The 25,064-nt window shown below is 70.8% G+C and carries 25 protein-coding genes; 8 read left to right on the top strand and 17 right to left on the bottom strand.

Annotated elements, in window-relative coordinates:
- Positions 1 to 40: 40 nt before the first annotated feature.
- Positions 41 to 994, bottom strand: a complete 954-nt coding sequence (locus OH768_RS43800) for a methionyl-tRNA formyltransferase (RefSeq protein WP_406462192.1) — start codon at positions 992 to 994, stop codon at positions 41 to 43.
- Positions 995 to 1,092: 98 nt separating this feature from the next.
- On the opposite strand from OH768_RS43800, the gene OH768_RS43795 reads away from it, so the two are divergent.
- Positions 1,093 to 2,400: a lysine N(6)-hydroxylase/L-ornithine N(5)-oxygenase family protein gene (locus tag OH768_RS43795; protein ID WP_406462190.1), complete on the top strand. Its 1,308-nt coding sequence runs from the start codon at positions 1,093 to 1,095 to the stop codon at positions 2,398 to 2,400.
- Between the two features lie 223 nt (positions 2,401 to 2,623).
- Here OH768_RS43795 and OH768_RS43790 read toward each other — a convergent pair whose 3' ends face one another.
- Entirely contained in the window at positions 2,624 to 4,120 is a 1,497-nt protein-coding gene (locus OH768_RS43790; RefSeq protein ID WP_406462188.1) for an amidohydrolase, read from the bottom strand.
- A gap of 42 nt (positions 4,121 to 4,162) precedes the next feature.
- A complete protein-coding gene (locus OH768_RS43785) occupies positions 4,163 to 5,914 on the bottom strand; it encodes an RICIN domain-containing protein (protein WP_406462186.1) in 1,752 nt (583 codons plus the stop codon).
- A 419-nt stretch (positions 5,915 to 6,333) separates the two neighbouring features.
- On the opposite strand from OH768_RS43785, the gene galU reads away from it, so the two are divergent.
- Positions 6,334 to 7,299 (top strand): UTP--glucose-1-phosphate uridylyltransferase GalU, encoded by a 966-nt coding sequence (galU, locus tag OH768_RS43780; RefSeq protein ID WP_406462184.1) that lies wholly within the window; start codon positions 6,334 to 6,336, stop codon positions 7,297 to 7,299.
- 68 nt (positions 7,300 to 7,367) lie between these two features.
- Here the strand turns inward: galU and OH768_RS43775 are convergent, their stop codons facing one another.
- On the bottom strand, positions 7,368 to 7,805 hold the full coding sequence (locus OH768_RS43775) for a DUF4442 domain-containing protein (RefSeq protein WP_266776222.1): 438 nt from the start codon (positions 7,803 to 7,805) through the stop codon (positions 7,368 to 7,370).
- A gap of 153 nt (positions 7,806 to 7,958) precedes the next feature.
- On the opposite strand from OH768_RS43775, the gene OH768_RS43770 reads away from it, so the two are divergent.
- Together OH768_RS43770 and OH768_RS43765 are read left to right on the top strand one after the other, a co-directional pair.
- A complete protein-coding gene (locus OH768_RS43770) occupies positions 7,959 to 8,975 on the top strand; it encodes a hypothetical protein (protein WP_406462182.1) in 1,017 nt (338 codons plus the stop codon).
- A 75-nt stretch (positions 8,976 to 9,050) separates the two neighbouring features.
- Positions 9,051 to 10,358: an MFS transporter gene (locus OH768_RS43765; RefSeq protein ID WP_406462180.1), complete on the top strand. Its 1,308-nt coding sequence runs from the start codon at positions 9,051 to 9,053 to the stop codon at positions 10,356 to 10,358.
- On the opposite strand, the gene OH768_RS43760 is transcribed toward OH768_RS43765, so the two are convergent.
- The 4 genes from OH768_RS43760 to OH768_RS43745 form a co-directional block, all read right to left on the bottom strand.
- Entirely contained in the window at positions 10,320 to 11,165 is an 846-nt protein-coding gene (locus tag OH768_RS43760; protein ID WP_406462178.1) for a spermidine synthase, read from the bottom strand. The two genes, OH768_RS43765 and OH768_RS43760, sit on opposite strands and share 39 nt — an antisense overlap.
- A 49-nt stretch (positions 11,166 to 11,214) precedes the next feature.
- The gene (locus OH768_RS43755; RefSeq protein ID WP_406462176.1) at positions 11,215 to 12,051 is read right to left on the bottom strand and encodes a patatin-like phospholipase family protein; all 837 of its coding nucleotides are present in this window, start codon (positions 12,049 to 12,051) and stop codon (positions 11,215 to 11,217) included.
- Between the two features lie 155 nt (positions 12,052 to 12,206).
- On the bottom strand, positions 12,207 to 13,376 hold the full coding sequence (gene tuf, locus OH768_RS43750) for an elongation factor Tu (protein ID WP_406462174.1): 1,170 nt from the start codon (positions 13,374 to 13,376) through the stop codon (positions 12,207 to 12,209).
- 294 nt (positions 13,377 to 13,670) lie between these two features.
- Entirely contained in the window at positions 13,671 to 14,393 is a 723-nt protein-coding gene (locus OH768_RS43745; protein WP_406462172.1) for a DNA alkylation repair protein, read from the bottom strand.
- A gap of 50 nt (positions 14,394 to 14,443) precedes the next feature.
- Between OH768_RS43745 and OH768_RS43740 the strand changes: the two genes are divergently transcribed.
- Complete coding sequence (locus OH768_RS43740) at positions 14,444 to 15,247, top strand: TVP38/TMEM64 family protein (protein ID WP_406462170.1); 804 nt, start codon at positions 14,444 to 14,446, stop codon at positions 15,245 to 15,247.
- A 3-nt stretch (positions 15,248 to 15,250) separates the two neighbouring features.
- Here OH768_RS43740 and OH768_RS43735 read toward each other — a convergent pair whose 3' ends face one another.
- Complete coding sequence (locus OH768_RS43735) at positions 15,251 to 16,420, bottom strand: thiolase family protein (RefSeq protein WP_406462168.1); 1,170 nt, start codon at positions 16,418 to 16,420, stop codon at positions 15,251 to 15,253.
- Positions 16,421 to 16,525: 105 nt separating this feature from the next.
- Here OH768_RS43735 and OH768_RS43730 point away from each other — a divergent pair, with 105 nt between their 5' ends.
- On the top strand, positions 16,526 to 17,011 hold the full coding sequence (locus OH768_RS43730) for a winged helix-turn-helix transcriptional regulator (RefSeq protein ID WP_406462167.1): 486 nt from the start codon (positions 16,526 to 16,528) through the stop codon (positions 17,009 to 17,011).
- Positions 17,012 to 17,024: 13 nt separating this feature from the next.
- Here OH768_RS43730 and OH768_RS43725 read toward each other — a convergent pair whose 3' ends face one another.
- The 3 genes from OH768_RS43725 to OH768_RS43715 are packed head-to-tail and all read right to left on the bottom strand — an operon-like array spanning position 17,025 to position 19,896.
- Entirely contained in the window at positions 17,025 to 17,822 is a 798-nt protein-coding gene (locus tag OH768_RS43725) for a cupin domain-containing protein (RefSeq protein WP_406462165.1), read from the bottom strand.
- Positions 17,774 to 18,712 carry a PmoA family protein gene (locus tag OH768_RS43720; protein WP_406462163.1) on the bottom strand — a complete coding sequence of 313 codons (939 nt, stop codon included), beginning with the start codon at positions 18,710 to 18,712 and terminating at the stop codon, positions 17,774 to 17,776. The genes OH768_RS43725 and OH768_RS43720 overlap by 49 nt, the downstream gene beginning before the upstream one ends.
- Positions 18,709 to 19,896: a Gfo/Idh/MocA family protein gene (locus OH768_RS43715; RefSeq protein WP_406465685.1), complete on the bottom strand. Its 1,188-nt coding sequence runs from the start codon at positions 19,894 to 19,896 to the stop codon at positions 18,709 to 18,711. The genes OH768_RS43720 and OH768_RS43715 overlap by 4 nt, the downstream gene beginning before the upstream one ends.
- A 251-nt stretch (positions 19,897 to 20,147) precedes the next feature.
- Here OH768_RS43715 and OH768_RS43710 point away from each other — a divergent pair, with 251 nt between their 5' ends.
- Both OH768_RS43710 and OH768_RS43705 read left to right on the top strand, forming a co-directional pair.
- Complete coding sequence (locus OH768_RS43710; protein WP_406462161.1) at positions 20,148 to 21,023, top strand: undecaprenyl-diphosphate phosphatase; 876 nt, start codon at positions 20,148 to 20,150, stop codon at positions 21,021 to 21,023.
- 336 nt (positions 21,024 to 21,359) lie between these two features.
- Positions 21,360 to 21,677 carry a hypothetical protein gene (locus OH768_RS43705; protein WP_406462159.1) on the top strand — a complete coding sequence of 106 codons (318 nt, stop codon included), beginning with the start codon at positions 21,360 to 21,362 and terminating at the stop codon, positions 21,675 to 21,677.
- Positions 21,678 to 21,757: 80 nt separating this feature from the next.
- Here OH768_RS43705 and OH768_RS43700 read toward each other — a convergent pair whose 3' ends face one another.
- The 5 genes from OH768_RS43700 to OH768_RS43680 all read right to left on the bottom strand — a co-directional run bounded on the left by OH768_RS43700 (position 21,758) and on the right by OH768_RS43680 (position 24,722).
- Positions 21,758 to 21,988, bottom strand: a complete 231-nt coding sequence (locus tag OH768_RS43700; protein ID WP_406462157.1) for a hypothetical protein — start codon at positions 21,986 to 21,988, stop codon at positions 21,758 to 21,760.
- A gap of 570 nt (positions 21,989 to 22,558) precedes the next feature.
- Positions 22,559 to 23,113: a hypothetical protein gene (locus tag OH768_RS43695; protein WP_406462155.1), complete on the bottom strand. Its 555-nt coding sequence runs from the start codon at positions 23,111 to 23,113 to the stop codon at positions 22,559 to 22,561.
- Positions 23,114 to 23,210: 97 nt separating this feature from the next.
- Positions 23,211 to 23,813, bottom strand: a complete 603-nt coding sequence (locus OH768_RS43690) for a transposase (protein ID WP_406448759.1) — start codon at positions 23,811 to 23,813, stop codon at positions 23,211 to 23,213.
- Positions 23,738 to 24,334 (bottom strand): winged helix-turn-helix domain-containing protein, encoded by a 597-nt coding sequence (locus OH768_RS43685; RefSeq protein WP_406448757.1) that lies wholly within the window; start codon positions 24,332 to 24,334, stop codon positions 23,738 to 23,740. Before OH768_RS43685 ends, OH768_RS43690 begins: the two co-directional genes overlap by 76 nt.
- Positions 24,312 to 24,722, bottom strand: coding sequence for a hypothetical protein (locus OH768_RS43680; RefSeq protein ID WP_406462153.1), 411 nt, complete (start codon positions 24,720 to 24,722; stop codon positions 24,312 to 24,314). The genes OH768_RS43685 and OH768_RS43680 overlap by 23 nt, the downstream gene beginning before the upstream one ends.
- Between the last annotated feature and the right edge of the window lie 342 nt (positions 24,723 to 25,064).

Below are 25,064 nucleotides of genomic sequence, written 5' to 3'. Positions count from 1 at the left end.
CCGCCCGGCCCGACACGCCGACCGGCGCGGGCTCGTCGGCTCAGGGCCGGGACGTCAAGTACCCGCCCATCGTGCGGAAGTAGTCGCCGGCCGCGTACTCGGTGCCGTCGCCGGTCCGCACCCGGCGCACCAACAGCCCACGGCCGCGCCCGGTGTGGGCCTCGGGGCCCGCCACTATGACCACTCCGTCGCCCTCGCGGATGAAGATCCGGCCCGGGGTGCCGCCGTAGCGCCCCTCCGAGACGGCAGCCGAGACGATCCTGAGCCGCTGGCCGCGGTGGAAGGTGTAGGCGTTCGGATACGGGTCCGACTGGGCGCGTACGAGCCGTTCCAGGCGTTCCGCGGGCCAGCTCCAGTCGATACGGCTGTCCTCCTCCGACCGCTTGTGGAAGAAGCTGGCGCGGCTACGGTCCTGCGGCACCCACTGGCCGGCGTCGCGGCCCGAGGCGATCAGGTCGAGCGACTCGCGCACGATGGGCGCGATGAGGTCGACGGTCCGGTGGAACAGGTCGGTCGCGGTGTCGGTGGGGCCGACCGGGACCGAGCGCTGGATCAGGACGTCCCCGGCGTCGAGTTCGCCGTTCATGCGGTGCGCGGTGACGCCGACGCGCGGTTCGTCGTTCAGGAGCGCCCAGATGATCGGGGAGAACCCGGCGTACGACGGCAGCAGCGAGTCGTGGATGTTGAGGGTGCCGTGCGGCGGGAGGTCGAACAGCTCCGGCGGCAGCCAGGTGCGCCAGTTGTTGGCGACGATGATGTCCGGCCGTGCCTCCCGTACGGCGTCGAGGAGTTCGGCGTCGTCGGGGCGGTTGCGCAGCAGGACGGGGACGTCGTTCTTCTCGGCGAGTTCGGCGACGCTGTCGTCCCAGATCTTCTCGTAGGCATGCTCACTTTTCGGGTGGGTGACGACGGACACGACCTCGTGGTCGGAGTCCAGCAGCGCCTGCAGCGTGCGGTGACCCCAGGTCTGATAGCCGAGCATGACGACCCGCATGACGGTCCTTCCCTTCAACGACTCATTGCAAGGTAAGCCTTACCTTATCTAGCATTGGGTTGCCTGAGGGAGGCGATGCCACGGTGAAGTCACCGCTCATGGATTCCGAAGTGGTCCACGACATACTCGGAATCGGATTCGGTCCGTCAAATCTCGCTCTGTCCATAGCGGTTGAGGAGCACAACAAGAGCCTTCCGGCAGACAGCCGTCTGGGCGCCCTGTTCCTGGAACGCCAGCCGCGCTTCGGCTGGCACCGGGGCATGCTGATCGACGACGCCACGATGCAGGTGTCGTTCCTCAAGGACCTGGTCACACTGCGGAATCCGACCAGCGACTACAGCTTCCTCTGCTTCCTGCGCGAGCAGGGCAGACTGATCGACTTCCTGAACCAGAAGACCCTCTTCCCGCTGCGCGTGGAGTTCCACGAGTACTTCGAGTGGGCGGCCGAGCGGGTCTCCCACCTCGTCTCCTACGCCAGTGAGGTCGTCTCCGTCGACCCGGTGCGCGGCGACGACGGCGAGGTGGCCTTCTTCGACGTCACCAGCCGGGCCCCCTCAGGGAATGGCGCGACCGTGACCCGCCGGGCCCGCAACATCAGCGTGGCCATGGGTCTTGAGCCGCATGTGCCGCCGGGTCTCGAACTGGGCGAACGCCTCTGGCACAACAGCGAGTTGATCCCGCGCGCGACCGAACTAGCCGCCGCGGGACAGCCGGTGCGACGGGCCGTGGTGCTCGGCGCGGGCCAGAGCGCCGCCGAGGCGGTCGACTATCTGCACCGCACCTTCCCGGACGCCGAGGTGTGCTCGGTGTTCGCCAAGTACGGCTACACCCCGGCCGACGACAGCCCGTTCGCGAACCGCATCTTCGACCCGGAGGCGGTGGACGTCTACTTCTCGGCGCCCTCCGAGGTCAAGCAGTCGCTGCTCGACTACCACCGGTCCACCAACTACTCCGTGGTCGACATGGAGTTGATCGAGGCCCTGTACGCCACCGCGTACCGGGAGAAGGTGGCGGGACGCGAGCGGCTGCGCTTCCTGAACGTCTCGCGGGTCCGCGCCGTGGATGCCGGAGCGGACGGCGGTCTCGATGTCGCCGTGGAGTTCCTGCCCACCGGCGAGAAGCAGGTGCTGCCCGCCGATGTGCTGGTGCTCGCCACCGGTTACCGGCCCCGCGACCTGAGTTCACTGCTCGGCGAGGCGGCCAAGCTCTGTCTCAGGGACGACGGCGACGAGATCCGCGTGGGCCGGGATCACCGGGTCGAGACCGTCCCGGAGGTGACCGCCGGCCTCTACCTCCAGGGCGGCACCGAGCACACCCACGGGCTGACCAGCACCCTGCTGTCGACGGTCGCGGTCCGGGCGGAGGAGATCCACCGCTCGGTACAGGCGGCGAGTGTGACCGTCTGACACCCCACGACTCCCCGGGCCCGGAGGGTACGGTCCCTTCCGGGCCCGGGGTTTTTGTCTGTGACGCCAACTCACCATGAAATCGGCCGGATCGCGTCCACGATGTCCCGGGGCAGCGCGGCGGGGCCGGGCATGTCGTACGGGATCAGGTCGGATGACGGCATGCTCGTCGGCCTCTCACCGGTCGTCGGACGTCATGGGGAACCCAGGACACGGGAACGCCTCAGTAAGGGCCATGGGTCCAGCGGCCGTTCGTCATCGTGGCGTGCACCGGCATCGTGCGCAGGGTGTCCGGATCGGCGTCCAGCGGGTCCACGTCCACCACCACCAGGTCGGCCGGGTCCCCCACCCTGATGAGTCGACGGCCACGGGCCGCGGCCACCAACCCGTCCGGGACGGAAAGGCGTTGCTCCGGATGCCAGGCGGGGCGTTCGTCGTCGGTCCGGCTGACGGCCGAGGCGATGGCGAGCCAGGGGTCGAGCGGCGAGACCGGGGCGTCCGAGCCGAACTCCAGCCGTGCGCCGGCGGCGAGCAGGTCACCGTAGGCGAAGGCTCGTTCGGTACGCCCGGCCCAGTGCCGGTCCGCCACGTCGCGGTCGTCCGTCGCGTGCCGGGGCTGAACTCCCGCGATCACCCCCAACTCGGCGAATCTCGGGAGGTCTTCGGGGCTCAGCAGCTGCGCGTGCTCGATCCGGCCGCGGCAGCGCACCGCCTCGAATGCGTCCAGGGCAACGGTGTTGGCACGGTCGCCGATCGCGTGCACCGCCGGTTCGATGCCGTGCGCGGCGGCGCGCCGCATGAGCCGTACGAGCTCGCCGGGGGCCGTCTGCTCGATGCCGTGGGCGCCGTCCGTGCCCTCCAGGCCGGGGTAGGGGTCGCGGCACAGGGCGGTGCGGGTGTTGAGCGAGCCGTCCGTGAAGAGTTTCAGCGGGCCCACCCCGACCAGGCTGCCGACCTCGTCCCCCGTCCGCAGCCCGCGCTTGATCGCGGCGTCGAGGTAGGCGGGGTAGACCGCCGCCAACACCCGTACGGCGGGCCGGAATTGGGCCGAGCGGCGTTCCCAGTCCGCGACCGTGTCGCCGAACTGGAAGTCGATGACACCGGTGACCCCGCGTGCGGCGGCGGCCCGGCAGGCCTCCTCGATCCAGCCGTCGAGCACCTCGGCCGGGGTCGCGGGGAGTGCCGCGAGGACTTCGTGGGCCTCGTGTTCCCTGATCAGGCCGGTGGAGTGGTCGGCGCGGCCGACGAGGGCGAGGCAGGCGGAGTTGAACCACGCGGCATGGAGATCGGCACTGACCAGGGCGACCGGCCGGTCGGGCAGCACCGCGTCGAGCAGTGCCTTGTGCGGGGCGTCGGGCCACAGGCCGTCGCGGAACCCGTAGCCGTAGAGCACCGTGCCGTCGGCCGCCCCGGCCCGTGCCCGGACGAGGTCGGTCACCTCCCGCGCGGAGGAGGTTCCGGCCAGGTCCAGCCGATGCCGGGCGCTCGCCCATTCCGCGAGGTGGACGTGGGCGTCCCACAGGCCGGGCAGCAGCACCCGCCCATCGAGATCGAGGACCGGTTCACCGCCGGCCCCGGCGTCCGTGTCCGCGCCCGTTTCCGGGACGACATGGGTGATCCTGCCGTCCGCCACCCGCAGCCGGGCAAGCGGCCCACCGGCGCCGAGCCGCACCCGGGCGAGCGTCCATGCGGGCGCCGGGGCGCTTGCCTTGTCTGCCATATGGAACCCCCTAGGTAAACTTAGCCTTACCTTATCTGCAATTCAGTGCCGGGCCGGGACGAGCCCAGCGATGACACCGGTGACAGTGTTCACGACATCCCCGACGACCGTCACCACCACCGGCTGCACGGCATCGGCGGCCGGTGCGGGCGCCGGCTCGGGCTCCGGCGCGGGATCCTCGCAGCAGGCGACCTGCGCGGCGCGGGGCGCGTTCTGCGGTTGATCCTGCTGGGGCAGATCCGTGGGAAGCGGCTGCGGAACGCCACCACCCTCAGGTGCCGTCGGAGCACCACTGCGGGGTGCGTCACCCCCTCCCTCCGTCTTCCCTCCGTCCGCCGGTTCGCCACCCCCGGCCCCCTCATCGGCGGCGGACCCGAGCGCCCAGCGCTGCCCGGCGGACCCGTCCCGCCCCGCCGGCACGGCCCGCGCCCCCTTCTTCCCGCTCTCGGGAGCGACGGCCAGCCCCTGGCTCCAGCGGAGCAGCAACTCACCGCGGACCGTCAGGTCGTAGTGCACCTCGCCCGCGTGCACCAGGCACCCGGCCAGCGTGACCGTGCCCCTGCCGGTGTCGGAGGCGAGGCAGAGTCCGGGATCGTCGAGGCTGCGCAGCAGACCGTCCTGGTCGTACGACCACTGCTGCGACCCGGCGTCGGAGCACGCGGCCAGGGTGACGGCCGCGCCGTTCCGCACCCGCCCGCCGGCCACGTCGAGGCACAACCCGGACGCGAGCGCGCGCAGCACACCCTGTTGGACGACTCCCGCGCCGACGGCACCGGCGGCCGACTCGGCACCGGCCGACGAGGGCGCCGCGACCGGGCTCTGGTGGGACGAACTGCCGCTGGGCGCACCCCAGGTGGCCTGCGGATCGGGGGTGTCGACCTGGGTCCAGCCCTTGGAGACGAGCACGGTCGCGAGCAGCGCGAGGGAGGTCAGGCCCACGCCCACGACCGCGGCCATGGGGTGTCTGCGCGGGAAGGCGAGGACGCCGTCCGGGGTGGGACGGTGACGGCCCATCGGGCGGCGGACGGCACGCGCGGAGGTCCCGGGCGTCACGCGACCCGGCCGTGAGTCGAGATAGCGGCGGGCGCCCCAGCCGAGGACGGTCTCGGCGAGCAGCACTTCGAGACCGCCGTCGAAATGACTCAACTGCTCAGCCGCGAAACGGCAGTAGCGGCACGTCATGAGATGGCGTTGCACATCAGGCAACAGACTGCCGCCGCGGCGGATCGGGACATCGAGGAGACGGTTGTAGTAGCGGCATTCGGGCGTCGGCGCGAGTTCCAGGTGGGCGCGGACACAGCCCGCCCTGAATTGTTCACGCGCCTGATCCAGCGCGGCGGTCGCGGTGGCCTCGTCCACGCCCAGCAGACCGGCGGGTATGGTTATGGGTTCGGCCTCGACCTCGGTGTGCCAGAGGAGGCATTGGGAGGCGCCCGGCAGCCTTCCGAAAGCACGTTCCGCGAGCTTCCGCCTTTCGGAGGTCCCGGGCCTCGCCGCACGTAGACCCCGGCCGCCGGTGGGTTTGCGAAGTTCCGGCAACAGCGCGGGAATTCGCTCGTCGGCGACCCACTTCTTCACCATCTCCCGGACCGCCACAAGGAGTTGGGGCCGCAGGGCGCCACCGGTCACCCGGCCGGCGAGTACCTGGTGGAAGGCGGCGCTCGCCACCATGGACGCCGAACTCTCGGCGGTGGCGAGGCAGATGACCGCATATTCGCTTGTCGCCTGCCAGTGGCGCGCGAGCAGCAGGGCGACGGCACGAGTGCCCGCGGCTTTGTCGCCGAGTTGTGCCACGAGATTGCGGTCCGACTCCCCCGGAGTTGATCCGGGGCGAGGCGGGAACGGTGGGCGTGGGGGGTTGGGGGATTGCACGGGACCATTTCCTTCCAAGCCGCAGGACGGCACGCGAATGCCCGACCATCGGAAAGCAGGTGCTTGCTTGGTGCATACCTATGAGATGTCAGAAACGACCCTGACCAGTGCCTTCTCACAGCAGGCCTCATGAGGTGGCTCACACTCGCACAAGCGCCTGACAGGAAACAAGGAGTTACGGTGACCGATGTTCAAAACGCTGTGAATTCAGATTGGTTACCGGCGGTATCCACAGGCGTCTGCACGAAATCTCCAACTCTCCCGCGAACCGAGGAAGGCACACAGGGAACTCCGATGTTTCTCTCGGGATGCTCTCATCGCCGTGGGCCACCATGAACCGCATGATCGCCCCCCACTCCTCAGCCACCCCCGCACCCGCCCCCGTCCCCACAGTCCGCAAGGCGGTCGTGCCGGCCGCCGGACTCGGCACGCGGTTCCTGCCCGCGACGAAGGCGACGCCCAAGGAAATGCTCCCGGTCGTCGACAAGCCCGCGATCCAGTACGTCGTCGAGGAGGCCGCGGCGGCCGGACTCGACGACATCCTGATGGTCACCGGCCGGCACAAGCGCGCCATCGAGGACCACTTCGACCACGCCTTCGAACTGGAACAGGCCCTGGCCGCCAAGGGCGACACCGTGCGCCTGGACGCCGTACGCGATCCCGCGCGCCTTGCCGACATCCACCACATCCGCCAGGGCGACCCGCTCGGCCTCGGCCACGCGGTGCTCTGCGCCCGCCATCACGTCGGCGACCAGCCGTTCGCGGTCCTCCTCGGTGACGACCTGATCGACCCGCGCGAGACCCTGCTCAGCCGGATGCTGGAGGTCCGCGAACGGTACGCGGGCAGCGTGGTCGCCCTGATGGAAGTCCCGGAGGAACAGGTCCACTTGTACGGCTGCGCGGCCGTCGAGCCGACCGGCGAGGACGGTGTCGTACGCGTCACCGGCCTGGTCGAGAAGCCGTCCCGCGAGGACGCGCCGAGCCGCTACGCCGTCATCGGCCGCTACGTCCTCGATCCCGCGATCTTCCCCACCCTGGAACGCACCCCGCCCGGCCGCGGCGGCGAGATCCAACTGACCGACGCCCTCCAGGAGTTGGCGGCCGGCGGCACGGTCCACGGAGTCGTCTTCGAAGGCCTGCGCTACGACACCGGCGACAAGGCCGACTATCTGCGCACGGTGGTCCGGCTGGCCTGCGACCGCCCGGACCTGGGGCCCGAATTCGTCGCCTGGCTCAAGGAGTTCGTGGCAGGACTGGAAGACGCGGCACCCCAGAGCGAGAACGGGAACGAGCGGTTCGCGGCCTGAACTCCGCACGCACGAGGGCCCGGTCGCGCCGTAGCGACAACCGGGCCCTCACGCCTGCTCCGTGACGGTCAGCCGTTCGGCCGGAGCGTCCAGGTGACCGTCATCTCACCCGTCACAGCCCCGTCCTCGCGCTGGATGGCGACGGTCACCGGGAACTCGGGGCGCCGGCCCGCGTCGAGTTCGGCGACGACGTCGGCGGCCGGGCGGCCGAGCGTCGCGGTGGCCCGCACCGGGCCGAGGGCGATCTTCTTGAACGCGATCTCGGCGTTGACCGGGAGCGGCACGGCTCGCGAGAGCTGGTCGCCGAAGGCGGCGAGGACGATCGCGCCGCTGGCGGACTCGCCGAGGGTGAACATGGCACCGGCGTGCGGCCCGCCGACGTGGTTGCGGTACTCGCTCTGGTCCGGCAGGGCCAGCACCGCCCGCTCCGGACTGGTCTCAAGGTACTCCAGGTTCAGCGTGCGAACCATCGGCACCGTGGCGGCGAGCAACTCGCCGATGGACATCTGATCTGCGCTCATGGACGGCATGTTACCCACGGGTAGTCAATTCGGGCCAGACCTGTGCGTCGGCAAACACCGTCCGGTCCCCGAGTTGGTACGACCCTGACAAGGGCCGGTGCCCCCACCGTGTCCCGTGCCGCACTAGGGTTACTGCCCATGTGGCCAGGACAGCAGCCGCCCGGGGGCGAGCAGAACCCGCAACAGAACCCGTACCAGCAGCCGGGGTACCAACAGCCGAATCCTTATCAGCAGCCCGGCTACCAGCAGCCCAACCCCTATGGGCAGCAGCCGCAGTGGGGCGCCCCTGGCCCCGCGGGCGGACCGCAGCCGCCGCAGGGCGGGGGCGGCGGAAACCGGACGAAGCTGGTCGCGATCGTCGCCGCCGCGGCCGTCGTCGTGGCCGCCGGGGTGACCGGATTCCTGGTCCTGGGCGGGAACAAGGACGACAAGGCCGACGGCGGCAAGGACACGTCGAGCCGGTCGCCCTCGGCGTCCGCGGACCCGAGTGCCTCCTCCTCCGGTTCCGACGACAACCCGCGCGGCACCGAGACCGAGCAGCCGACCATCGCGGGCTGGAAGGTCGTCGTCAACCAGAAGTACGGCACCGCCTTCGACGTCCCCGCCGACTGGGAGGTCGGCACGCCGGGCACCTTCACCTTCTTCGAGGACGAGCAGAAGGGCGACGGCTCCCCGTACATCGGCTTCTCCGCGCCCGCCTATCTGAAGCAGAACTGGTGCGAGTCCGACGACAACAAGGACGGCACGAAGGAGACCTCGTCGCTGGCGTCCAGCGGCACCAAGGGCGAGGACGGCGCGAAGGACACGGCGAGCACCGCGCGCGGTGACGCGGCGGCGTTCGCGTTCGGCGGGTACACGGACCAGAAGGACTCCTCCAAGAAGTACCTGAAGATCGGCGCGGCGAAGCCGTACACGACGAAGTCGGGTATCGCCGGCAGCGTCGCCACCTCGTACACGGCCGGCGTGCCGAAGAGCGGCAAGTGCTCCTCCAACGGCAAGGCGACCACGTTCGCCTTCAAGAACTCGGCGGGCGACTTCGTCTCCTGGACCCTCTACGGCGCCAAGGGCGTGAGCGAGGAGATCCCCGACGCGACGGTGCAGAAGATCCTCAGCACCGTACGGCTGCACGGGGACCCGACGGGCAGCACCAGCTGACGGCCCTGACCGTCTGTCTCGTTTCTGGCCGCAATCTGTTTGGCAGGGACAGGCCGGGACGGCGATAGTCGGCCGGTGAACGCCACCGCCGCCCTCCGTCACCCGCGCCGTCCCGACTGGGCGGGCCGCAACTACACCCTGCTGACCGCCGCCGCGGTGGCGACCGGTCTCGGCGGCAGCGGTGCGCTGATCGCCGCCGCGTTCGCCGTGCTCGACGCGGGCGGCGACAGCGGTGACGTGGGGCTGGTGGCCGCCTCGCGCACGCTGCCGCTGGTGATGTTCCTGCTGGTCAGCGGCGCGCTCGCGGACCGGGTGCCCCGGCACCGGGTGATGGTCGCGGCCAACGCCCTCAGCTGTGTCTCGCAGGCGGCCTTCGCGGTGCTCGTCCTCGCCGGTGAGCCCCGGCTGTGGCAGATGATGCTGCTGGCCGCGCTCGGCGGCACCGGGCACGCGTTCTTCGGTCCGGCGGCCGAGGGCATGCTGATGTCCACGGTGAGCGGGGAGCAGGCGGGCCGGGCGTTCGCGGTGTTCCGGATGGCGATGCAGGGCGCGTCACTGGGCGGCGCGGCCCTGGGCGGCGCGCTGGTCGCGGTGGTCGGCCCCGGCTGGGTGCTCGCGGTCGACGCGGCGATGTTCGCGGTCGCCGGGGCGCTGCGCTCCTTCCTCGACGTGAGCCACATCCCGCCGCGCGCACCGGGCGGCGGGATGCTGGCCGATCTCCGGGACGGCTGGCGGGAGTTCATCGGCCGGCCCTGGCTGTGGTCCATCGTCGTGGCGTTCTCCGTCGCCAACGCGGTGGTCGGCGCGGCCGACGGCGTCTACGGCCCGCTCGTCGCCCGGGACAGCCTCGGCGGCGCGGGTCCCTGGGGCCTGGCGCTGGCAGCGTTCGGCGCGGGCACGGTCGCCGGCGCCCTGCTGATGACCCGCTGGAAACCCCGCAGGCTGCTCCTCGCGGGCATGCTCTGCATCTTCCCCCTGGCCCTCCCGTCCGCCGCGCTCGCGGTACCGGTGCCGGTCGGTGTCCTGTGCGTGGTGATGTTCGTGGCCGGAGCCACCGTCGAGGTGTTCGGGGTGTCGTGGATGACGGCACTGCACCAGGAGATCCCCGAGGAGAAACTCTCCCGGATCGCGGCGTACGACTGGCTCGGCTCGATCGCGCTGATGCCGGTCGCCGCCGCGGCGGCCGGCCCGGCGGAGTCGGCCTTCGGCCGGACGGCGGCCCTATGGGGGTGCGCGGCCCTGGTCACCCTGGTCACGGCGGGTGCGCTGTGCGTGCCGGAGGTACGCAATCTACGGCGGCACAGCGGATCGCCCGCCCACGACGAACCGCAGGCCGCGAACAGCTCAGCCGATCCCGAACGCTCCGTCGGGGGGCTCGGGTGACGGTACGGCGTCCTCGTCCCGGACGGGTCGCGCGCCGCCGATGAAGTCCCGTACCGCGAGCCCGTGTTCGAGCCGCGCCGGGAAGGCGTCCGAGGCCACGCGCCGGGTCAGGGCCACCGTGTCGAGTGGCCGGTGGGCGGCGACGAGCACCGCGTTGCCGAACCGGCGTCCGCGCAGCACACCCGGTTCCGCGATCAGCGCCAGCTCCTCGAACACCGCGCCGAACGTGGCGAGTTGGGCGCGCAGGAACGCGAAGGGGGCGGCGTCCGCGAGGTTGGCGAGGTAGTACCCGTCGGCCCGCAGCACGCGCTCGGCCTCGCGGGCGTACGCCACGGAGGTCAGGTGCGCCGGAACCCGCGTCCCGCCGAAGACATCCGCGACGACCACGTCCGCCGAACCGTCCGGCGCCGCCTCCAGCCACGCCCGGGCGTCGGCGCCGTGCACGGTGACACCGGCACCGTCCGGCACCGGCAGATGCTCGGCGACCAGCTCCAGCAGCCCCAGGTCCGCCTCCACGACGTCCTGCCGCGAGCCGGGCCGGGTCGCCGCCAGGTACCGGGGCAACGTGAGCGCCCCACCTCCCAGATGCACCACGTCCAGCGGACGCCCGGGCTCCGCGACGATGTCCAGCACATGCCCGAGCCGCCGCGCGTACTCGAACTCCAGATGCGTCGGCGCGTCCAGGTCCACATACGACTGCGGCGCCCCGTCGACGGTCAGCAGCCAGGCCCGCGCCCGATCCACGTCGGGCATCAGCTTGGCGGTCCCGTGATCAACGTCCCGGGTCACGGGTATCGGCTCGTTCACGGGTCCATTGTGCCGGGGTGGAGCGAGGGGGCGCGGTCGTACGGGCCCGTCAGACCCCCCACACCTCCCCCACCTCCGCCGCGTACGCCGCCGCCTGTTCCCGCCCCGCGCGAGCGGCCGGCGCCCGGACCGTCGGGTTGAGCGGGTTGCGGCCGAACGCCTGCTTCGCCTCCGGGGACGGACTGACGGCGACCGCGCGGGCCCCCTGTTCCATGAGCCGCCGTGCCTGATCCGCCGCCGAGGCGAGAGGGCCGCCGCCGACGGCCATCGGGGCGAGGACGACGACCCGGTCGTAGCCCTCGGCGAGATGGGCGTTGGCGGGCGAGTGGATACCGCCGTCCATCCAGACCCGGTCCTCGATGGCGACCGGGGGCCACACACCGGGAACCGCGCAACTCGCGGCGACGGCGTCGGCGAGGGTCGGCCCGCTGTCCTTGTCGATGACCCGCAACTCTCCGGTCGCGGTGTCCACGGCGGTGAGGCGCAGGGCCCGATCGGGCCACTCCGGCGAGACGAGCCGGCTCTCTATCGCGGCACGCCGGGCCGCCGCGTCGGGCGTCCTGGCGGCGAGGGCCATACGGCCGATCTTCCGGCCGTACGCCTCGGGAGTGCGCGAGGTCAGGGCCGCCGCCACGTAGCGGAACAGCAGGCCGGCGCCGAGTCGGCCCGGGATCTCGCCCTCGGGGGCCGCGAGTTGGCGCTCGTAGAGTTCCTTGAGCGTGCCCGCCAGCAGTTGCGCGCCGACGGTCGAACCGGCCGACGTACCGATCACGACGTCGGCGTCGCCGAGATCCACGCCCGCCTCGCCGAGCCCGTACAGCATCCCGGCCATCCAGCCGATACCGCTGATGCCCCCGCCGCCCAGCACAAGTGCCTTGCCCGCCATGGTGCCCCCATCTCTCCACCGCTCGCCTCGACTGCCTCCGCGATCAAGTCTGGCGCACGGCACTGACAATCACGGAGGCGGGCCATCGGGTGTGGGACGCGCGAAGGTGCCCGCCCCCGTGGGGACGGGCACCCCGCCCGTTCCGTCGACCTCGTTCAGCCGACCTCGGTCACCGTGCCCGCGCCGACGGTCCGGCCGCCCTCGCGGATCGCGAAGCCGAGCCCCGGCTCCAACGGGACCTCACGGCCCAGCTCGACCGACATCGTGACGGTGTCCCCGGGCCGCGCGACCGCCGTCTCGCCGAGGTCGATGTCGCCGACGACGTCCGCGGTGCGGATGTAGAACTGCGGCCGGTAGCCGGTCGACACCGCGGTCGTACGACCGCCCTCGCGGGCCGACAGGACGTACACCTGGGCCGAGAAGCGGCGGCTGGGCACGACGCTGCCGGGCGCCGCGACGATGTGCCCGCGACGGACCGCGTCGCGCGGCACCCCGCGCAGCAGCAGCGCCACGCTGTCCCCGGCCTGCGCCTCCTCCATGGGCTTGCCGAACGTCTCCAGGCCCGTGACCACCGTGTCGACGGCGGCCCCGAGCACTTCGATCCGGTCGCCCACCCGGACCGTGCCGCGCTCGATCGCGCCCGTGACCACCGTTCCGCGTCCGGTGATGGTGAGCACGTTCTCGACCGGCAACAGGAACGGCGCGTCCAAGTACCGCTCGGGCATGGGCACATAGGTGTCCACGGCGTCGAGCAGCGCGTCGATCGACGCCGCCCAACGGGGGTCCCCCTCAAGGGCCTTGAGGCCGGACACCCGAACGACGGGTACGGAGTCGCCGCCGTAGCCGTTCGCGGTGAGCAGTTCGCGGACCTCCAGCTCCACGAGGTCGGTGAGCTCCTCGTCACCCGCGTCGGCCTTGTTGAGCGCGACCACGATGTGGTCGACGCCCACCTGCCGGGCGAGCAGCACGTGTTCGGCGGTCTGCGGCATGATCCCGTCGAGCGCGGAGACGACGAGGATCGCCCCGTCGAGCTGCGCGGCCCCGGTGACCATGTTCTTGACGTAGTCGGCGTGGCCCGGCATGTCCACGTGCGCGTAGTGCCGGGTGTCGGTCTCGTACTCGACGTGCGCGATGTTGATGGTGATGCCGCGCGCGGCCTCCTCCGGCGCCCGGTCGATGCGGTCGAACGGGACGAAGGTGGACGCGCCGCGCTCGGCGAGGACCTTGGTGATGGCGGCGGTCAGGGTGGTCTTGCCGTGGTCGACATGGCCCATCGTGCCGATGTTCAGATGCGGTTTCGTGCGGACGTATGCCGTCTTGGACATGGCGGTACCTCGAAGCCTGGTGAGTGAAGTGCGGGGACCCCGAGGACTCGCCGACCCTCCCCCTGCGGGGTCCGCCGGACGATCCGGAGAGGGTCAGCTTCGGGCGCCGTCGACTGCGGCCGCCAGAACAGGAACGAGAACGGGAACGGCAGCCTTCGGGGCATCCGCGACCGCGGATGCTGCGAGGTGGAAGGCGTACCGGAACATGACGCCGATCATTGCCGACGCTTTGCCCCACGTCGAACGATTTATCAGTAGCGGGACTTCGGAAGGGACTTCAGGGCCTGATGCGCTTCAGGGACCGATGTTCTTAAGGGCCTCGCGCACCGACAGCGGCGCGAACCGCCCCTTCTCCCGGGCCAGGAAACCCCTTACCGCCTCCGGCTCCGTCTTCGCGTACTCGCGCAGGCACCAGCCGATCGCCTTGCGGATGAAGAAATCCGGGTGCCCGGACTGGCGCAGGCAGTACGCGAAGAGGCGTTCGGTGTCGGTGCGCTCCTTGTAGCGCAGTTGGTGGAGCAGGGCCGTACGGGCGACCCACAGGTCGTCGTCGACGATCCACGCGTCCATGTCGGCCGTCAGCTTCGGATCGGCGGCGACCAGGCCTCCCACTACGTGGGAGGCGAGTGCGTCGACGGTGTCCCACCAGGGGACCGTGGAGACGAGATGCCGGGCGACCGGCAGGAAGCCGGACGTGCAGTGCCTCACATGGCGGCGCAGATAGTCCACCGCGAAGTACTGGTACTCGCGCTCCGGCAGTTCCCAGCAGCGCAGGGCGATCGCGGTGCAGTCGGTCTCGTCGGGGCGGGGCGTGCCCTCCAGGACCGTGCGGGACAGAGCCCTGCGTACGGGCGTGGTCAGACCGAGGAAGGACGCGATGTCCTTCATGTAGGCCCGCATCGGTACGGCCCGCTCCGGGTCGGCCGCGGCGGCGTACGTGGCGGTGAGCCGCTCCAGCACGGTGTCGGCGAGAACACTGCCCGGCGCCTTCGGGGTGCCCGCACCTGTGACGCTCATGAGACGAACCATACGGCGATCACATACACAGGTCGGTTAGGGTCGCCGACATGCTCGCCGATGCCGCCACCGACTCTGGGGGCACCCGCTCTGGGGGCACCGCCACGGCCACTCCCCAGGCTGTCTCCACGGCCACGTCCGTCGTCCCCGTCGCGCCGCTGCTGCCCGTCGCACCGACCGGCTTCGCCGCGCGCTGCACGAGAGTCCTGCTCTCACCGTGGTCCCGGCTGTCGCTGCTCCTCGTCCTGCTCGCCGGGGCGGCTTCGACCGTGCTGCTCTTCCACCCGCAGAGACTCCTCTCCGACGGCTGGCCACCCCAACTCACCGGCGCCATGGCGGCGTTGGTGTTCGCCGCGGCGTACGGCCTGTGCAGCGTGGCGTTCGTACCGCGCCCGCTGCTCAACCTAGCGGCGGGCGCGCTGTTCGGCTCCCAGCTGGGCACCGCCTCGGCGCTGGCGGGCACGGTGCTCGGGGCCGGGATCTCCTTCGGTCTTGGCCGTGTCCTGGGCCAGGACGCGCTGCGCCCGCTGCTGCGGGGCCGGTGGCTCAAGGCCGCGGACGGGCAGCTCAGCAAGCACGCCTTCCGTTCGATGATGGCGGCGCGGCTCTTCCCGGGACTGCCGTTCTGGGGCGTGAACTACTGCGCCGCCGTCTCCCGTATGCGCTGGATGCCGTTCCTGCTCGCGACGGCGCTCGGGTCGCTGCCGAACACGGCCGCGTACGTCGTCGCCGGCGCCCGGGCCTCCAGCCCCACGTCTCCGGCGTTCCTGATCGCCATGGCCTGCATCGCCCTGCCGGCCCTCGGCGGCGCGGTGGTGGCCTGGCGCAAGCGGCACCACCTGCGCCCCCAGTGACACTCAGACAGCCTCGATGATCATCGCGTTGGCGAGGCCCCCCGCCTCGCACATCGTCTGCAGCCCGTAGCGCGCTCCCCGGTCCCGCATCGCGTGCACGAGCGTGGTCGTCAGCCGGGTGCCGCTCGCGCCGAGCGGATGGCCGATCGCGATGGCCCCGCCGTGCACATTGACCTTGGCGAGATCGGCGCCCGTCTCCTGTTGCCAGGCCAGAACGACGCTGGAGAACGCCTCGTTGACCTCGAACAGGTCGATGTCGTCGAGGGTGAGCGAGGCCCTGCGCAGCACCTTCTCGGTGGCCGGTATGACACCGGTGAGCATGAGCAGTGGGTCGGAACCGGTCACGGCGAAGCTGTGCAGCCGGGCGAGCGGGCGCAGCCCGAGCCGGGCCGCGGTCTCGCTGGACGTGATCAGGACGGCGGAGGCGCCGTCGTTGATCGGGCTGGAGTTGCCGGCGGTGATGTTCCACTCGATCTGCGGGAACCGCTCGGCCCAACTCGGGTCGTAGAAGGCGGGTTTGAGGCCGCCCATGACCTCGGCCGTGCTGCCGGGCCGTACGCACTCGTCGCGCGTGGCGCCCGCCAGGGGTGTCACCTGGGCATCGAAGAGGCCCGCGTCCCAGGCGGTCGCCGCCTTCTGATGCGAGGAGACCGCGAAGTCGTCCAACTGGTTGCGCGTCATCGACCACTTGGCGGCGATGAGTTCGGCGCTGATGCCCTGCGGGACGAGACCTTCGGGGTAGCGTCCGGCCATTCCGGGACCGAAGGGGTCCGTGCCGGGCAGCACGGCCGACCCCATCGGCACCCGCCCCATGGACTCCACTCCGCAGGCAACGACCAGGTCGTACGCCCCGGAGAGCACGCCCTGCGCCGCGAAGTGCACGGCCTGCTGGGAGGAGCCGCACTGGCGGTCCACCGTGGTCGCGGGCACCGACTCCGGGAAGCCCGCCGACAGCACGGCCTGCCGGGTGATGTTGACAGACTGCTCACCGACCTGGGTGACCGTGCCGCCGATGACGTCGTCGATGAGGGCCGGGTCGATCCCGGTGCGCTCGACGAGGGTGCGCAGGGTGTGCGAGAGGAGTTCGACGGGGTGGACCTGGGCGAGGGAGCCGTTCGGCTTGCCCTTGCCCACGGGGGTGCGTACGGCTTCGACGATCACTGCATCACGCATGATGCGGGCCTCCACGATTACCAGTGAGTAGGAAATCCAAACTCACCATAGCCCTGTAAGTTGGAAAATCAAACCCACCATGGGATCGCCTCTAGACTGGACGCCATGGCCGCCCCCAAAGAGAAAAACAAAGACCCGCGCCCCTGCTCGATCGCCGACGCCCTCGCACTCGTCGGCGAGAAGTACTCGCTGCTCGTCCTGCGGGAGGTGTGCCTGGGTAATCGCCGTTTCGATCAACTGGTCCGCAACATCGGCGCCCCGCGCGACGTCCTGGCCGCCCGGCTGCGCCGCCTCGTCGACGCCGGGATCCTCACCCGGCGGACCTACAGCGAACGCCCTCAGCGCTACGAGTACCGGCCCACGGAGGCGGGCCTCGAACTGGAGCCGGTCCTGATGACCCTCATGGCATGGGGCGACCGTCACCTTCGAAAGGATCCGCTCGACCGCCCCATGGTGATCGAGCACATCTGCGGCAACGAACTGGTCCCGGCCGTCACCTGCACGGCCTGCGGAGCCCCGGTCCGCCACGAGGACCTGACGGCCCACCCGCAGGCGCCGGGCTGGACCGTAACGGGCCCGGCAGCGGCGTAGAAACCGCTCCGCCTCAGACGGCTCCCTTGTAGACGTCGTAGACGTCCAACCGCCCGCACATCCCGAACTTCCCGTACGCCGCAGGCTGTTCGGCCCGTACCGCGGCATCGGCGAGGTGGGAGAAGTCGCCCCGGTCGAGCCGGTCGAGCTGCTCCCCCGTGGCCGCCGCGGCGGCCCGCGCACCCCGCTCCCAGCGCGCGCGCCACTCCGCGAGCCGGGGCCGTACCAGCGCGGCGGCGGCCCGGTGGAACGCGGCCAGCGCTTCCGGGCCCTCGGCGGAGCGCAGCGCCTCGTAGCCCTCCAGGGCGAGGTCGCGCCGGGCCCGGGCGACCCGTTCCTGTTCGGCTTCGGGCGCGTCGGCCGGGATGACGGTGACGGCGGCGTACGTCTCAGGGTCGGAGAGGTACCGGGGCGGCAGGGTGAGCACCGCGTCGCCCGCCTCGGGCAGTCCGCTGTTCTGCATGAGGACGGTGATGCGCAGATCGCCCTCGTTGACGAGCCGGTGGATGGTCCCGGGCGTGAACCAGGCGACCGTTCCGGCCGCGAGCGGTGTGACCTCGTACCCGGACGTCGTGCCGGACATTGTGAGCGTCTGCACCGCACCACGCCCGCCGATGACGACGTACCCCTCCGAACAGGTCAGGTGCATATGGGGAGTTCCACCGCACACCCTGCCGTCGGCACCGACCTCGGCCGGCCAGTCGTAGACGGACAGATGCGAGACGGCGACCCCGCCCGGCAGTCCGCCGAAACCCTCCGCGCTCACCACGGCCTCGCCTCCAGGTACTTGGCGATCTCCTCCCGCTGCCATGCCCCGTCGGCGACCACGACCCGATAGCGCCGGGTGAGCGTGTCGCCGGGGTCGAGCACCAGCTCGTCGTAGAAGGCGAAGGAGGGAGCGATTCCCGCGAACGGCTCGTTGCGTACGAACCAGTGGGCGGGGTGGGTGCCCTGGGCGCCGGTGTGGTCGTTCTCGGGGGCGTGCGCGAAGACGATCGTCGCGTGGCCGTCGGTGCCGTCGTGCTCTCCGGAGACGGCGAGCCAGGGGCCCTGGGAGCCCATCAGCCCGGGGCCCTCGCCGTCGGGGCCGATGATGCGGCCGTCGCGGAAGGCGCGCGGGCCGCGCCAGAAGAGGCCCGTGTAGCCGGCCGCCTCGCGCCCGTGGGTGGTCGGGCTGCCGAACAGCAGGGGCTCGTCACGGCGGTTCGTCACGGAGCTCGTCCAGGTCAGCGCCCAGGAACCCGACTCCGTGTCGACGTCGTGCACCTCGATCCGGCGCTGCTCGTCGGCCCAGAGTTCACCGCTGTAGGGGTGCCAGGTCAGCCGTTCCGCGATGACGAGGCGCTCCTCGCCCGAGTCGATGTGGGTGTCGATCTCGTCGAAGGCGACATGCGCCATCGACCCGACCCGCTCCGGGAGTTGGAGATACCCCTCGCCGTGAACGTATGTGTTGCCGCCCCACAGGTTCTGGCCCGAGAGATGCGAGGCGGTGAACTGCAGTCCCTTGTGCCAGCGGTGGTCGTTGGGCCGGTAGTCCGTGACGATGTCGCCGGCCAGCGTCCTGATCGGGTGGAGGTACGGCTTCGGTGCCTCCCAGGCCGCCTCGGGCCGGTAGACGTAGCTGAACAGCTCGACGCCGGTGGCCGGTTCGGTCACCGTGATGCGGTCGCCGTGGGCGTGGACGATACGCAGGCCGGTCATGCCGACACCTCCTCGCGCGCCACGGGCGCCCAGCCGGGGGCGCCGCCGTGCAGCGCCGTGTAATAGGGGTCACCGGGGCCGATCTCGCCGGCCCGTACGGTCGTGTCCGTGAACGCCGACTTGTAGAGCGCGGTGATCAGCTCCAGGCTGGTGCGCCCGTCGGTGCCGCTGCTGCGCGGACGTTCGCCGGCCCGCATGCTGACGACGAGTTCCCGCAGCTGCTCCAGGTGTGAACTCGGCACGTCGGGACCGAAGTTCTGCCAGGCCGCGGCCTCCTCGCCCGAGACGTCCGGGGCGGGGGTGATGCGCCAGTTGTCGTTGCTGTGGCCGTAGAGGTGGGTGAGTTCGACGGTGGCGCGCTCGCAGTCGATGCGGATGCGGCTGACCTCGTCGGGGCTCAGGACGCTGTTGACGACGGTCGCCATCGCGCCGTTCGCGAAGCGGACCAGGGCGGTGGAGACGTCCTCGGTCTCCACGTCGTGGACCAGCCGCCCGGCCATGGCCTTCACCTCGCTCCACGGCCCGAGCAGATCGAGCAGCAGGTCCATCTGGTGGATGCCGTGTCCCATGGCGGGACCGCCGCCCTCGGTCGCCCAGCGGCCGCGCCACGGCACGGCGTAGTAGGCGGTGTCGCGGTACCAGGTGGTCTGGCAGTGCGCCACGAGCGGCCGGCCCATGGCCTGCTCGGCGAGCAGCCGGCGCACATGCCGGGTGCCCGAGCCGAAGCGGTGCTGGAAGACGATGGAGGCGTACGGCCCGCCGACCGACCCATCTCCTGGGCCCTCCTCGTCCTCCACGGCGTCGAAGTCGGCCAGCGTGGGCACCGGCGGCTTCTCGCACCACACCCAGGCGCCGGCCCGCAGCGCGGCGACGGTCTGCGCGCGGTGCAGGGTGGGCGGGGTGCAGATGGTGACGAGATCGGGCCGCTGTTCCCGGAGCAGCTTCTCCAGGTCGGTGTAGGCGTGCGGGATCCCGGCCTCGGCGCAGAAGGACTCGACCGCGGTGGCATCGATGTCAACGGCCGCGACGACCTCGGTCTCGCCCTCCTCGGCGAGCCGGGCGAGCGCGGGGAAATGGGAGCCGCGGCCGATGGCACCGGCGCCGACCACGGCTGCCCTGATGCGTCGGCCGGCGAGCGGCGGCAAGGGCTGGAACGCCCCGGGGTTGGTGGCGGGTGTGGACATGGGCGTGATCAGCACTCCTCCGGAGACAGCGAGCGCGTCCAGCAAGCGCTTTCCTCCGCTGCAACGTATGCGCCGCCCCCGCGCCTGGTCAACACCGCGCACCCGGAGTCGCCCGACCGCCCGTGAAACCCCTGTGTCCGGCCTGTCACACCGGGACGCTACGCTGCCGCCTACACACACTCGATCACCGCGCGCGGGGTTTTGGCGTGTCCTTTGCCCCTCCGCGAGCAGCACTTGGACGCCGTAACTCCATGTCTTGGTTTGAATCCCTCATCCTCGGACTCGTCCAGGGGCTGACCGAGTTCCTGCCCGTGTCGTCCAGTGCACATCTGCGGCTGACGGCGGCTTTCTCCGGCTGGAAGGACCCGGGTGCGGCCTTCACGGCGATCACCCAGCTCGGCACGGAGGCGGCGGTGTTGATCTACTTCCGCCAGGATGTCGGGCGGATTCTCGCCGCGTGGTTCCGGTCCCTCACGAACAAGGAGATGCGGCGCGACCACGACGCCCAGATGGGCTGGCTGGTGATCGTCGGCTCCATCCCGATCGGTGTGCTCGGGGTCACGCTCAAGGACCAGATCGAGGGACCGTTCCGGGATCTGCGGATCACCGCCACGATGCTGATCGTGGTGGGCATCGTCATCGGCGTCGCCGACCGCCTCGCGGCCCGCGACGAGACGGGCGGCCGGCACCGGGCGCCCAAGCAGCGCAAGACACTTGTGGACCTGAACGCCAAGGACGGCCTGCTGTACGGCCTCTGCCAGGCGATGGCGCTGGTCCCCGGCGTCTCCCGCTCCGGCGCGACCATCAGCGGCGGCCTGTTCATGGGCTACACCCGTGAGGCGGCGGCCCGTTACTCCTTCCTCCTCGCCATGCCGGCCGTACTGGCCTCGGGCGCCTTCGAGTTGAAGGACGCGGCCGAGGAGGGACACATCGCGTGGGGTCCGACGATGTTCGCGACGGTGATCGCGTTCGCGGTCGGATATGCCGTAATTGCTTGGTTCATGAAGTTCATCTCGCACAAGAGCTTCATGCCGTTCGTCTACTACCGCATCGCGCTCGGCATCGTCATCATCGCGCTGGTGACGACGGGCGCGCTCAGCCCGCACGCGGCGGAGTCGGCGGGCTGAGCAAGGTCTTCCGAGCGACAGACCAACGCCCCTGATCTAGAGACTTCTGGAGGCAATTCGAGCTCCCTCGGCTTGATCGTCTCCCATTCGTCTCCCACTCCACTCCCGCAGCTGGACAGACGGAGGCCAGCAGTCGGCCACCACCTGGCGCTGACGTAGCCGGGGCCGGTCGGTTTCGGGTGCGGGGGGGGTGGTGCGGGGGTGCTCGACTGTGCAGCGAGCCACCTCGCGCCCCCTTACACAGGAGAGCGGCGTGGACCTTACAGGCTCCATAGACGCCGTAGTTGGCTTCGTGGATCCGGCGCATCTTGTTGGTGGTCTCCTGCGTCTCGCAGGTTGCGGGCCGAGGCCGCCGAGCGGGCCCGCCGCGAACGGGCCGTCACCGTAAGGGCCTGTCTCGCCGTGCTGGCCACCTCCGAGGACCGCCGCACCGACGAGCTGCACCACCTCACCCGCGACGGTGCCGGACCCGCGGCCCGCGGCGAGGCTCTGCGCCGGCTAGCCGCGCCGCGCGAGGAGGCGGCCGAGCGCTACGAGGAACTCGCCGCCCTCGAACCCGGGACCGCCGGTGCGCACCACGATGCCGCTGCGCAGGCCCACGACCGCGCCGACGTATCAATCGGGTGGGGGGCCGGGTTCCGGCGGTGTCCCTGAGGAGACGCTCTGCCGCCACCGGCCGGACGCGACAACGACGCCGATCGCCGAAGCCCCGAGCAAGACACCGATGAGACCCGTCAATGCGCCAGCGGGGACACGTATCCGCCTCCACCAAGACCCTTGACGGCCTCACACGAGTACGCCCAGTCCGCGACGCGGAACAGCGGCGCAGGAGCGGTCAGCCGGTTCGCCACCAGTACCTCGATCACCTGGCCGTGCGTCAGGTCCACCCGCAGATCGGGTGGACACCGACCGTCGACGATCTCCGCGACGTCCTCCCGCGCCAGGACAGGCCCCCGGCCGGCCACCTGTGTCTGGTGCAGTGACCCTCAGCCCCCCTCCCCCGGGCACCGGCATGTACGGCCCGCCCACCGCGGCGGCGAGGTTCCGGGAGCGGGCAGCACCGGCCGTGCAGGACAACGCGGGGAACCCGGTCGACAGCGGCCCGGCCCTCGCCGGCTCCGCTACGGGGCCGGTTCGTAGTCCACCCTCTCCCGCCCGCAGCCCGCAGCGAGTTCGGCCAGAGCGATGTGTTCGCGATCCTCGGCGGACAGCTGCCAGCGCAGTTTGGTCGCCACCGAGGCCACGGCATACGTCGAGCGGGCGGCGGCAGCCAGTCGGCCGGGTCCTGGTCGGACTTCGAGCGGTTGGAAGCGCGCGGGTTCGCGGAATCTGGAACTCGCCAGGGCTCGAACCTGATCGCGGGTCAGCATCCTGAGCCAAGAGGCGCGCGGGTTCTGGCACGATCGGCATCGCCCCGAGGGTCTCTGTCGCCGCCTACTCGAAGAGGACGGTTGGAGGAGATACGCCCGTCTGGCGCGCGATGTCCGGTTCAACGATGTCCCGTTGCCTTGGTCGCGACGCCGGGGCTGGCCGCGTCATACTCCGGTGAGTCCGAGGCGGTGGGCCAGGTCGTCCACAGCGGCGCGGTCCTGGTCGGACAGGTTCTCGCGCACCCCCAGGGAGATGCCCACGTCGGGGTCGTCGAGCTTCGGTGTCATCACGGCCGCGCCCACGAACGGGGTGGTGTCGGGCAGCCGCATCGCCAGACGCTGTGCCCAGACCAGCTCGGAGCGAATCCACGCCATGCCGGTGCGGGCGGCGTCGAAGAGGAGGATCGTGGGCCTGTTGTTGGCCTGCCGGACCTTCTGCTCGTCTTCCAGGGCGGCCAGCACCTCGCCCTCCACATCAATCAAGTGAGGACCCGGCTCTGCGCCCCAGAAGCCGCCGGCGACAGTGACCAGCGAACCGTTCGGCAGGTAGTCGCCCTGGTAGATCCCGATGTTGAGTAGGAGACGTGTGCGAGCCGACCAGGGCTGGTCTATGACTTTGGTCTGGGAGCCCAGGTCCCTGCTGCGTACCCGCTGGAGTGTCTCCGCGACCACCTCGGCCCGTGTCGCGGACTTGATGGTGAGCGGCTGGGAGTCGGGCATGAGGCGTAGGAAGACCGGCGGGGTGACGTCGGCGAGGGCGGCCTGGAGTTCGTCTCGCAGGTCTTGCAGGCCGTCCAGAGATCTTCAATGGCTGGGGTTACGGCGGTTGGAGGTCGAGTCCGGTCTTGGCGATGAGCCCTTCGATGAGGTGGGGCCGGTACTGCATCCGTTTCAGCCGGGTCCTGACCAGTGCGGTGAGCTGGTCGAGGCTGTGTTTGGTGAGGTTGGCCAGCGATCTCTTCAGGTGCGACCACACGCCCTCGACCGGGTTGAACTCCGGCGCGTACGGGGGCAGCTGGTAGACGGTCAGCCATAACCGTGCGGCTATCAGCTCCCCCATGGTGTGGCTGACGTGCGTGTTCAAATTGTCCCAGACCAAGACAATGGGACCGCCGAGCTGCTGGTGTGCGGCATCGAGCAGGCGGGCGTAGTCGGTCTCGGTGAAGCCCTTGCGCCGGCCTTTGGCGGGGCCGCGGTCCAGGTGGATGCGGTAGATGAGCCGTGGCCTGCGGCCGGCCTTCGTGCAGATCAGCGCCGCCATGGAGACGCGTTTGGTGCCCGCGGCGGTGACCTTCACGACCGGCGTGCAGCCCCGGCGGCCCCAGGTGCGGCCCTTGGGCGGCCTCAGGCCCTGACCTGCCTCGTCCTCGAAGCAGAGCCAGGCGCCCAGGTCCGCCGCCCTCTTTTTATGACGGGCCACTGCTCGTCCTTCCAGGCGGCGATCTGCGCCTCGTTGCGCTCGCTGGCCTTCCGGGCCGGGACCTGCACGCTCCAGCCGATGCGGTGCAGCAGCAGATCCAGCCCGGCCAGGGTGTAATCGACGCCGAACCGGCGGCGCACGACCTCGCCGATGCGGGCCAGCGTCCAGCACTGGTCACTCCATCCGCACGTGGCCGGACCGGCCTCCAATACCGCCTCCAGAGCACGCAGTTGACCCGCGCAGAGCTTGCAGCGAGCGCCGCCGGGACCCTTGGAGACCAGCGCCTGGCGACCGCCCGAAGCCAGGGCCCGGCGCCAGCGGTTCGCCGACATCCGGGTCACCCGGAACTGCCGGGCCACCTCCCGGTCACTGGCCCCCGCCTCGATCAAGTCGGCTGCCGCGAGCCGGACTTGCTCACGCCGATCGCGCTCCTCGGCCGTCAGCCCACCGCCATCGGGATACCTCACCCCTCCGGCATAGCGCAGCCGACGCCAACCGTCACGACCAGACGTAACCCGCACCGTTAAAGATCTCCAGACGGCGGGCCTTGACCTCGATGGCGAGGTTCATGTCGCGCAGCATCAGGTCCGGATCGGTGGCCCCGTTGCGCTGGCCGAAGTCGAAGGGGACCCCGGCGCGCGCGAGCTTGGCGCCGGCAACCATCTCCGCTCGCGGGATCATCAGGTCGTCAAACGTGCGGGCCTTGCGGAAGTCCCTGCGTACACCGCCACGACGCTCGGGTTTCGCCTTCTCCAGGGCCTCGATGATGTTCTCGAAGGCCGTGACGACGACCAAGGCGGAGCTGTCCGCGGGGGTGTTCCCGGTGGCCTCGGCGATCAGGTCGGCCAGCGGGTGGTCCTGCGGCGCGTTTTCCATCCAGTCCTGCAGGAAGGGGAACGACGTACTCACATCAAGTCCTTGAGGGTTGGCCGGGCGGAGGAGGTGGTCACGCCTGCGGCACGGCCAGCGTACGCGCGCGCGGGAGCCGCCTGCATCGGGTTTCTGTAGGCTCCACCGCAGCATGTTGCTGGCAGGCTCTGCTATGAAGTGGCGGCTATTAGAGGGCGGTACGTGACGTGATGCCCTCTGAGCGGCAGGCGTGCGCACCTCGCCCGAAGTGACCCATCCCACCAGACGGTGCAGCGCCTTGCCCGCCCCCGGCAGGCGGTGCTCGAACCGGCGGCCGATGAGGTGCAGGCAACGACGGTCGGCTGAAGCCACTCCGGAACGCTCCGGCTACCACGATGACCG

Origin of the sequence: Streptomyces sp. NBC_01622 (assembly GCF_045209635.1) — a bacterium.
Classification (GTDB): Bacteria; Actinomycetota; Actinomycetes; order Streptomycetales; family Streptomycetaceae; genus Streptomyces.
The sequence above is the reverse complement of the archived record's forward strand: the minus strand, read 5'-3'. Positions and strand labels throughout refer to the sequence as shown.

What these genes read in the sequence shown, in the direction of transcription:
- OH768_RS43800 (WP_406462192.1), bottom strand. Translation starts at nt 994, where the DNA reads ATGCGGGTCGTCATGCTCGGCTATCAGACCTGGGGTCACCGCACGCTG.
- OH768_RS43795 (WP_406462190.1), top strand. Translation starts at nt 1,093, where the DNA reads ATGGATTCCGAAGTGGTCCACGACATACTCGGAATCGGATTCGGTCCG.
- OH768_RS43790 (WP_406462188.1), bottom strand. Translation starts at nt 4,120, where the DNA reads ATGGCAGACAAGGCAAGCGCCCCGGCGCCCGCATGGACGCTCGCCCGG.
- galU (WP_406462184.1), top strand. Translation starts at nt 6,334, where the DNA reads ATGATCGCCCCCCACTCCTCAGCCACCCCCGCACCCGCCCCCGTCCCC.
- OH768_RS43775 (WP_266776222.1), bottom strand. Translation starts at nt 7,805, where the DNA reads ATGTCCATCGGCGAGTTGCTCGCCGCCACGGTGCCGATGGTTCGCACG.
- OH768_RS43770 (WP_406462182.1), top strand. Translation starts at nt 7,959, where the DNA reads ATGTGGCCAGGACAGCAGCCGCCCGGGGGCGAGCAGAACCCGCAACAG.
- OH768_RS43755 (WP_406462176.1), bottom strand. Translation starts at nt 12,051, where the DNA reads ATGGCGGGCAAGGCACTTGTGCTGGGCGGCGGGGGCATCAGCGGTATC.
- tuf (WP_406462174.1), bottom strand. Translation starts at nt 13,376, where the DNA reads ATGTCCAAGACGGCATACGTCCGCACGAAACCGCATCTGAACATCGGC.
- OH768_RS43745 (WP_406462172.1), bottom strand. Translation starts at nt 14,393, where the DNA reads ATGAGCGTCACAGGTGCGGGCACCCCGAAGGCGCCGGGCAGTGTTCTC.
- OH768_RS43740 (WP_406462170.1), top strand. Translation starts at nt 14,444, where the DNA reads ATGCTCGCCGATGCCGCCACCGACTCTGGGGGCACCCGCTCTGGGGGC.
- OH768_RS43735 (WP_406462168.1), bottom strand. Translation starts at nt 16,420, where the DNA reads ATGCGTGATGCAGTGATCGTCGAAGCCGTACGCACCCCCGTGGGCAAG.
- OH768_RS43730 (WP_406462167.1), top strand. Translation starts at nt 16,526, where the DNA reads ATGGCCGCCCCCAAAGAGAAAAACAAAGACCCGCGCCCCTGCTCGATC.
- OH768_RS43725 (WP_406462165.1), bottom strand. Translation starts at nt 17,822, where the DNA reads ATGGCAGCGGGAGGAGATCGCCAAGTACCTGGAGGCGAGGCCGTGGTG.
- OH768_RS43720 (WP_406462163.1), bottom strand. Translation starts at nt 18,712, where the DNA reads ATGACCGGCCTGCGTATCGTCCACGCCCACGGCGACCGCATCACGGTG.
- OH768_RS43715 (WP_406465685.1), bottom strand. Translation starts at nt 19,896, where the DNA reads ATGTCCACACCCGCCACCAACCCCGGGGCGTTCCAGCCCTTGCCGCCG.
- OH768_RS43710 (WP_406462161.1), top strand. Translation starts at nt 20,148, where the DNA reads ATGTCTTGGTTTGAATCCCTCATCCTCGGACTCGTCCAGGGGCTGACC.
- OH768_RS43695 (WP_406462155.1), bottom strand. Translation starts at nt 23,113, where the DNA reads ATGCCCGACTCCCAGCCGCTCACCATCAAGTCCGCGACACGGGCCGAG.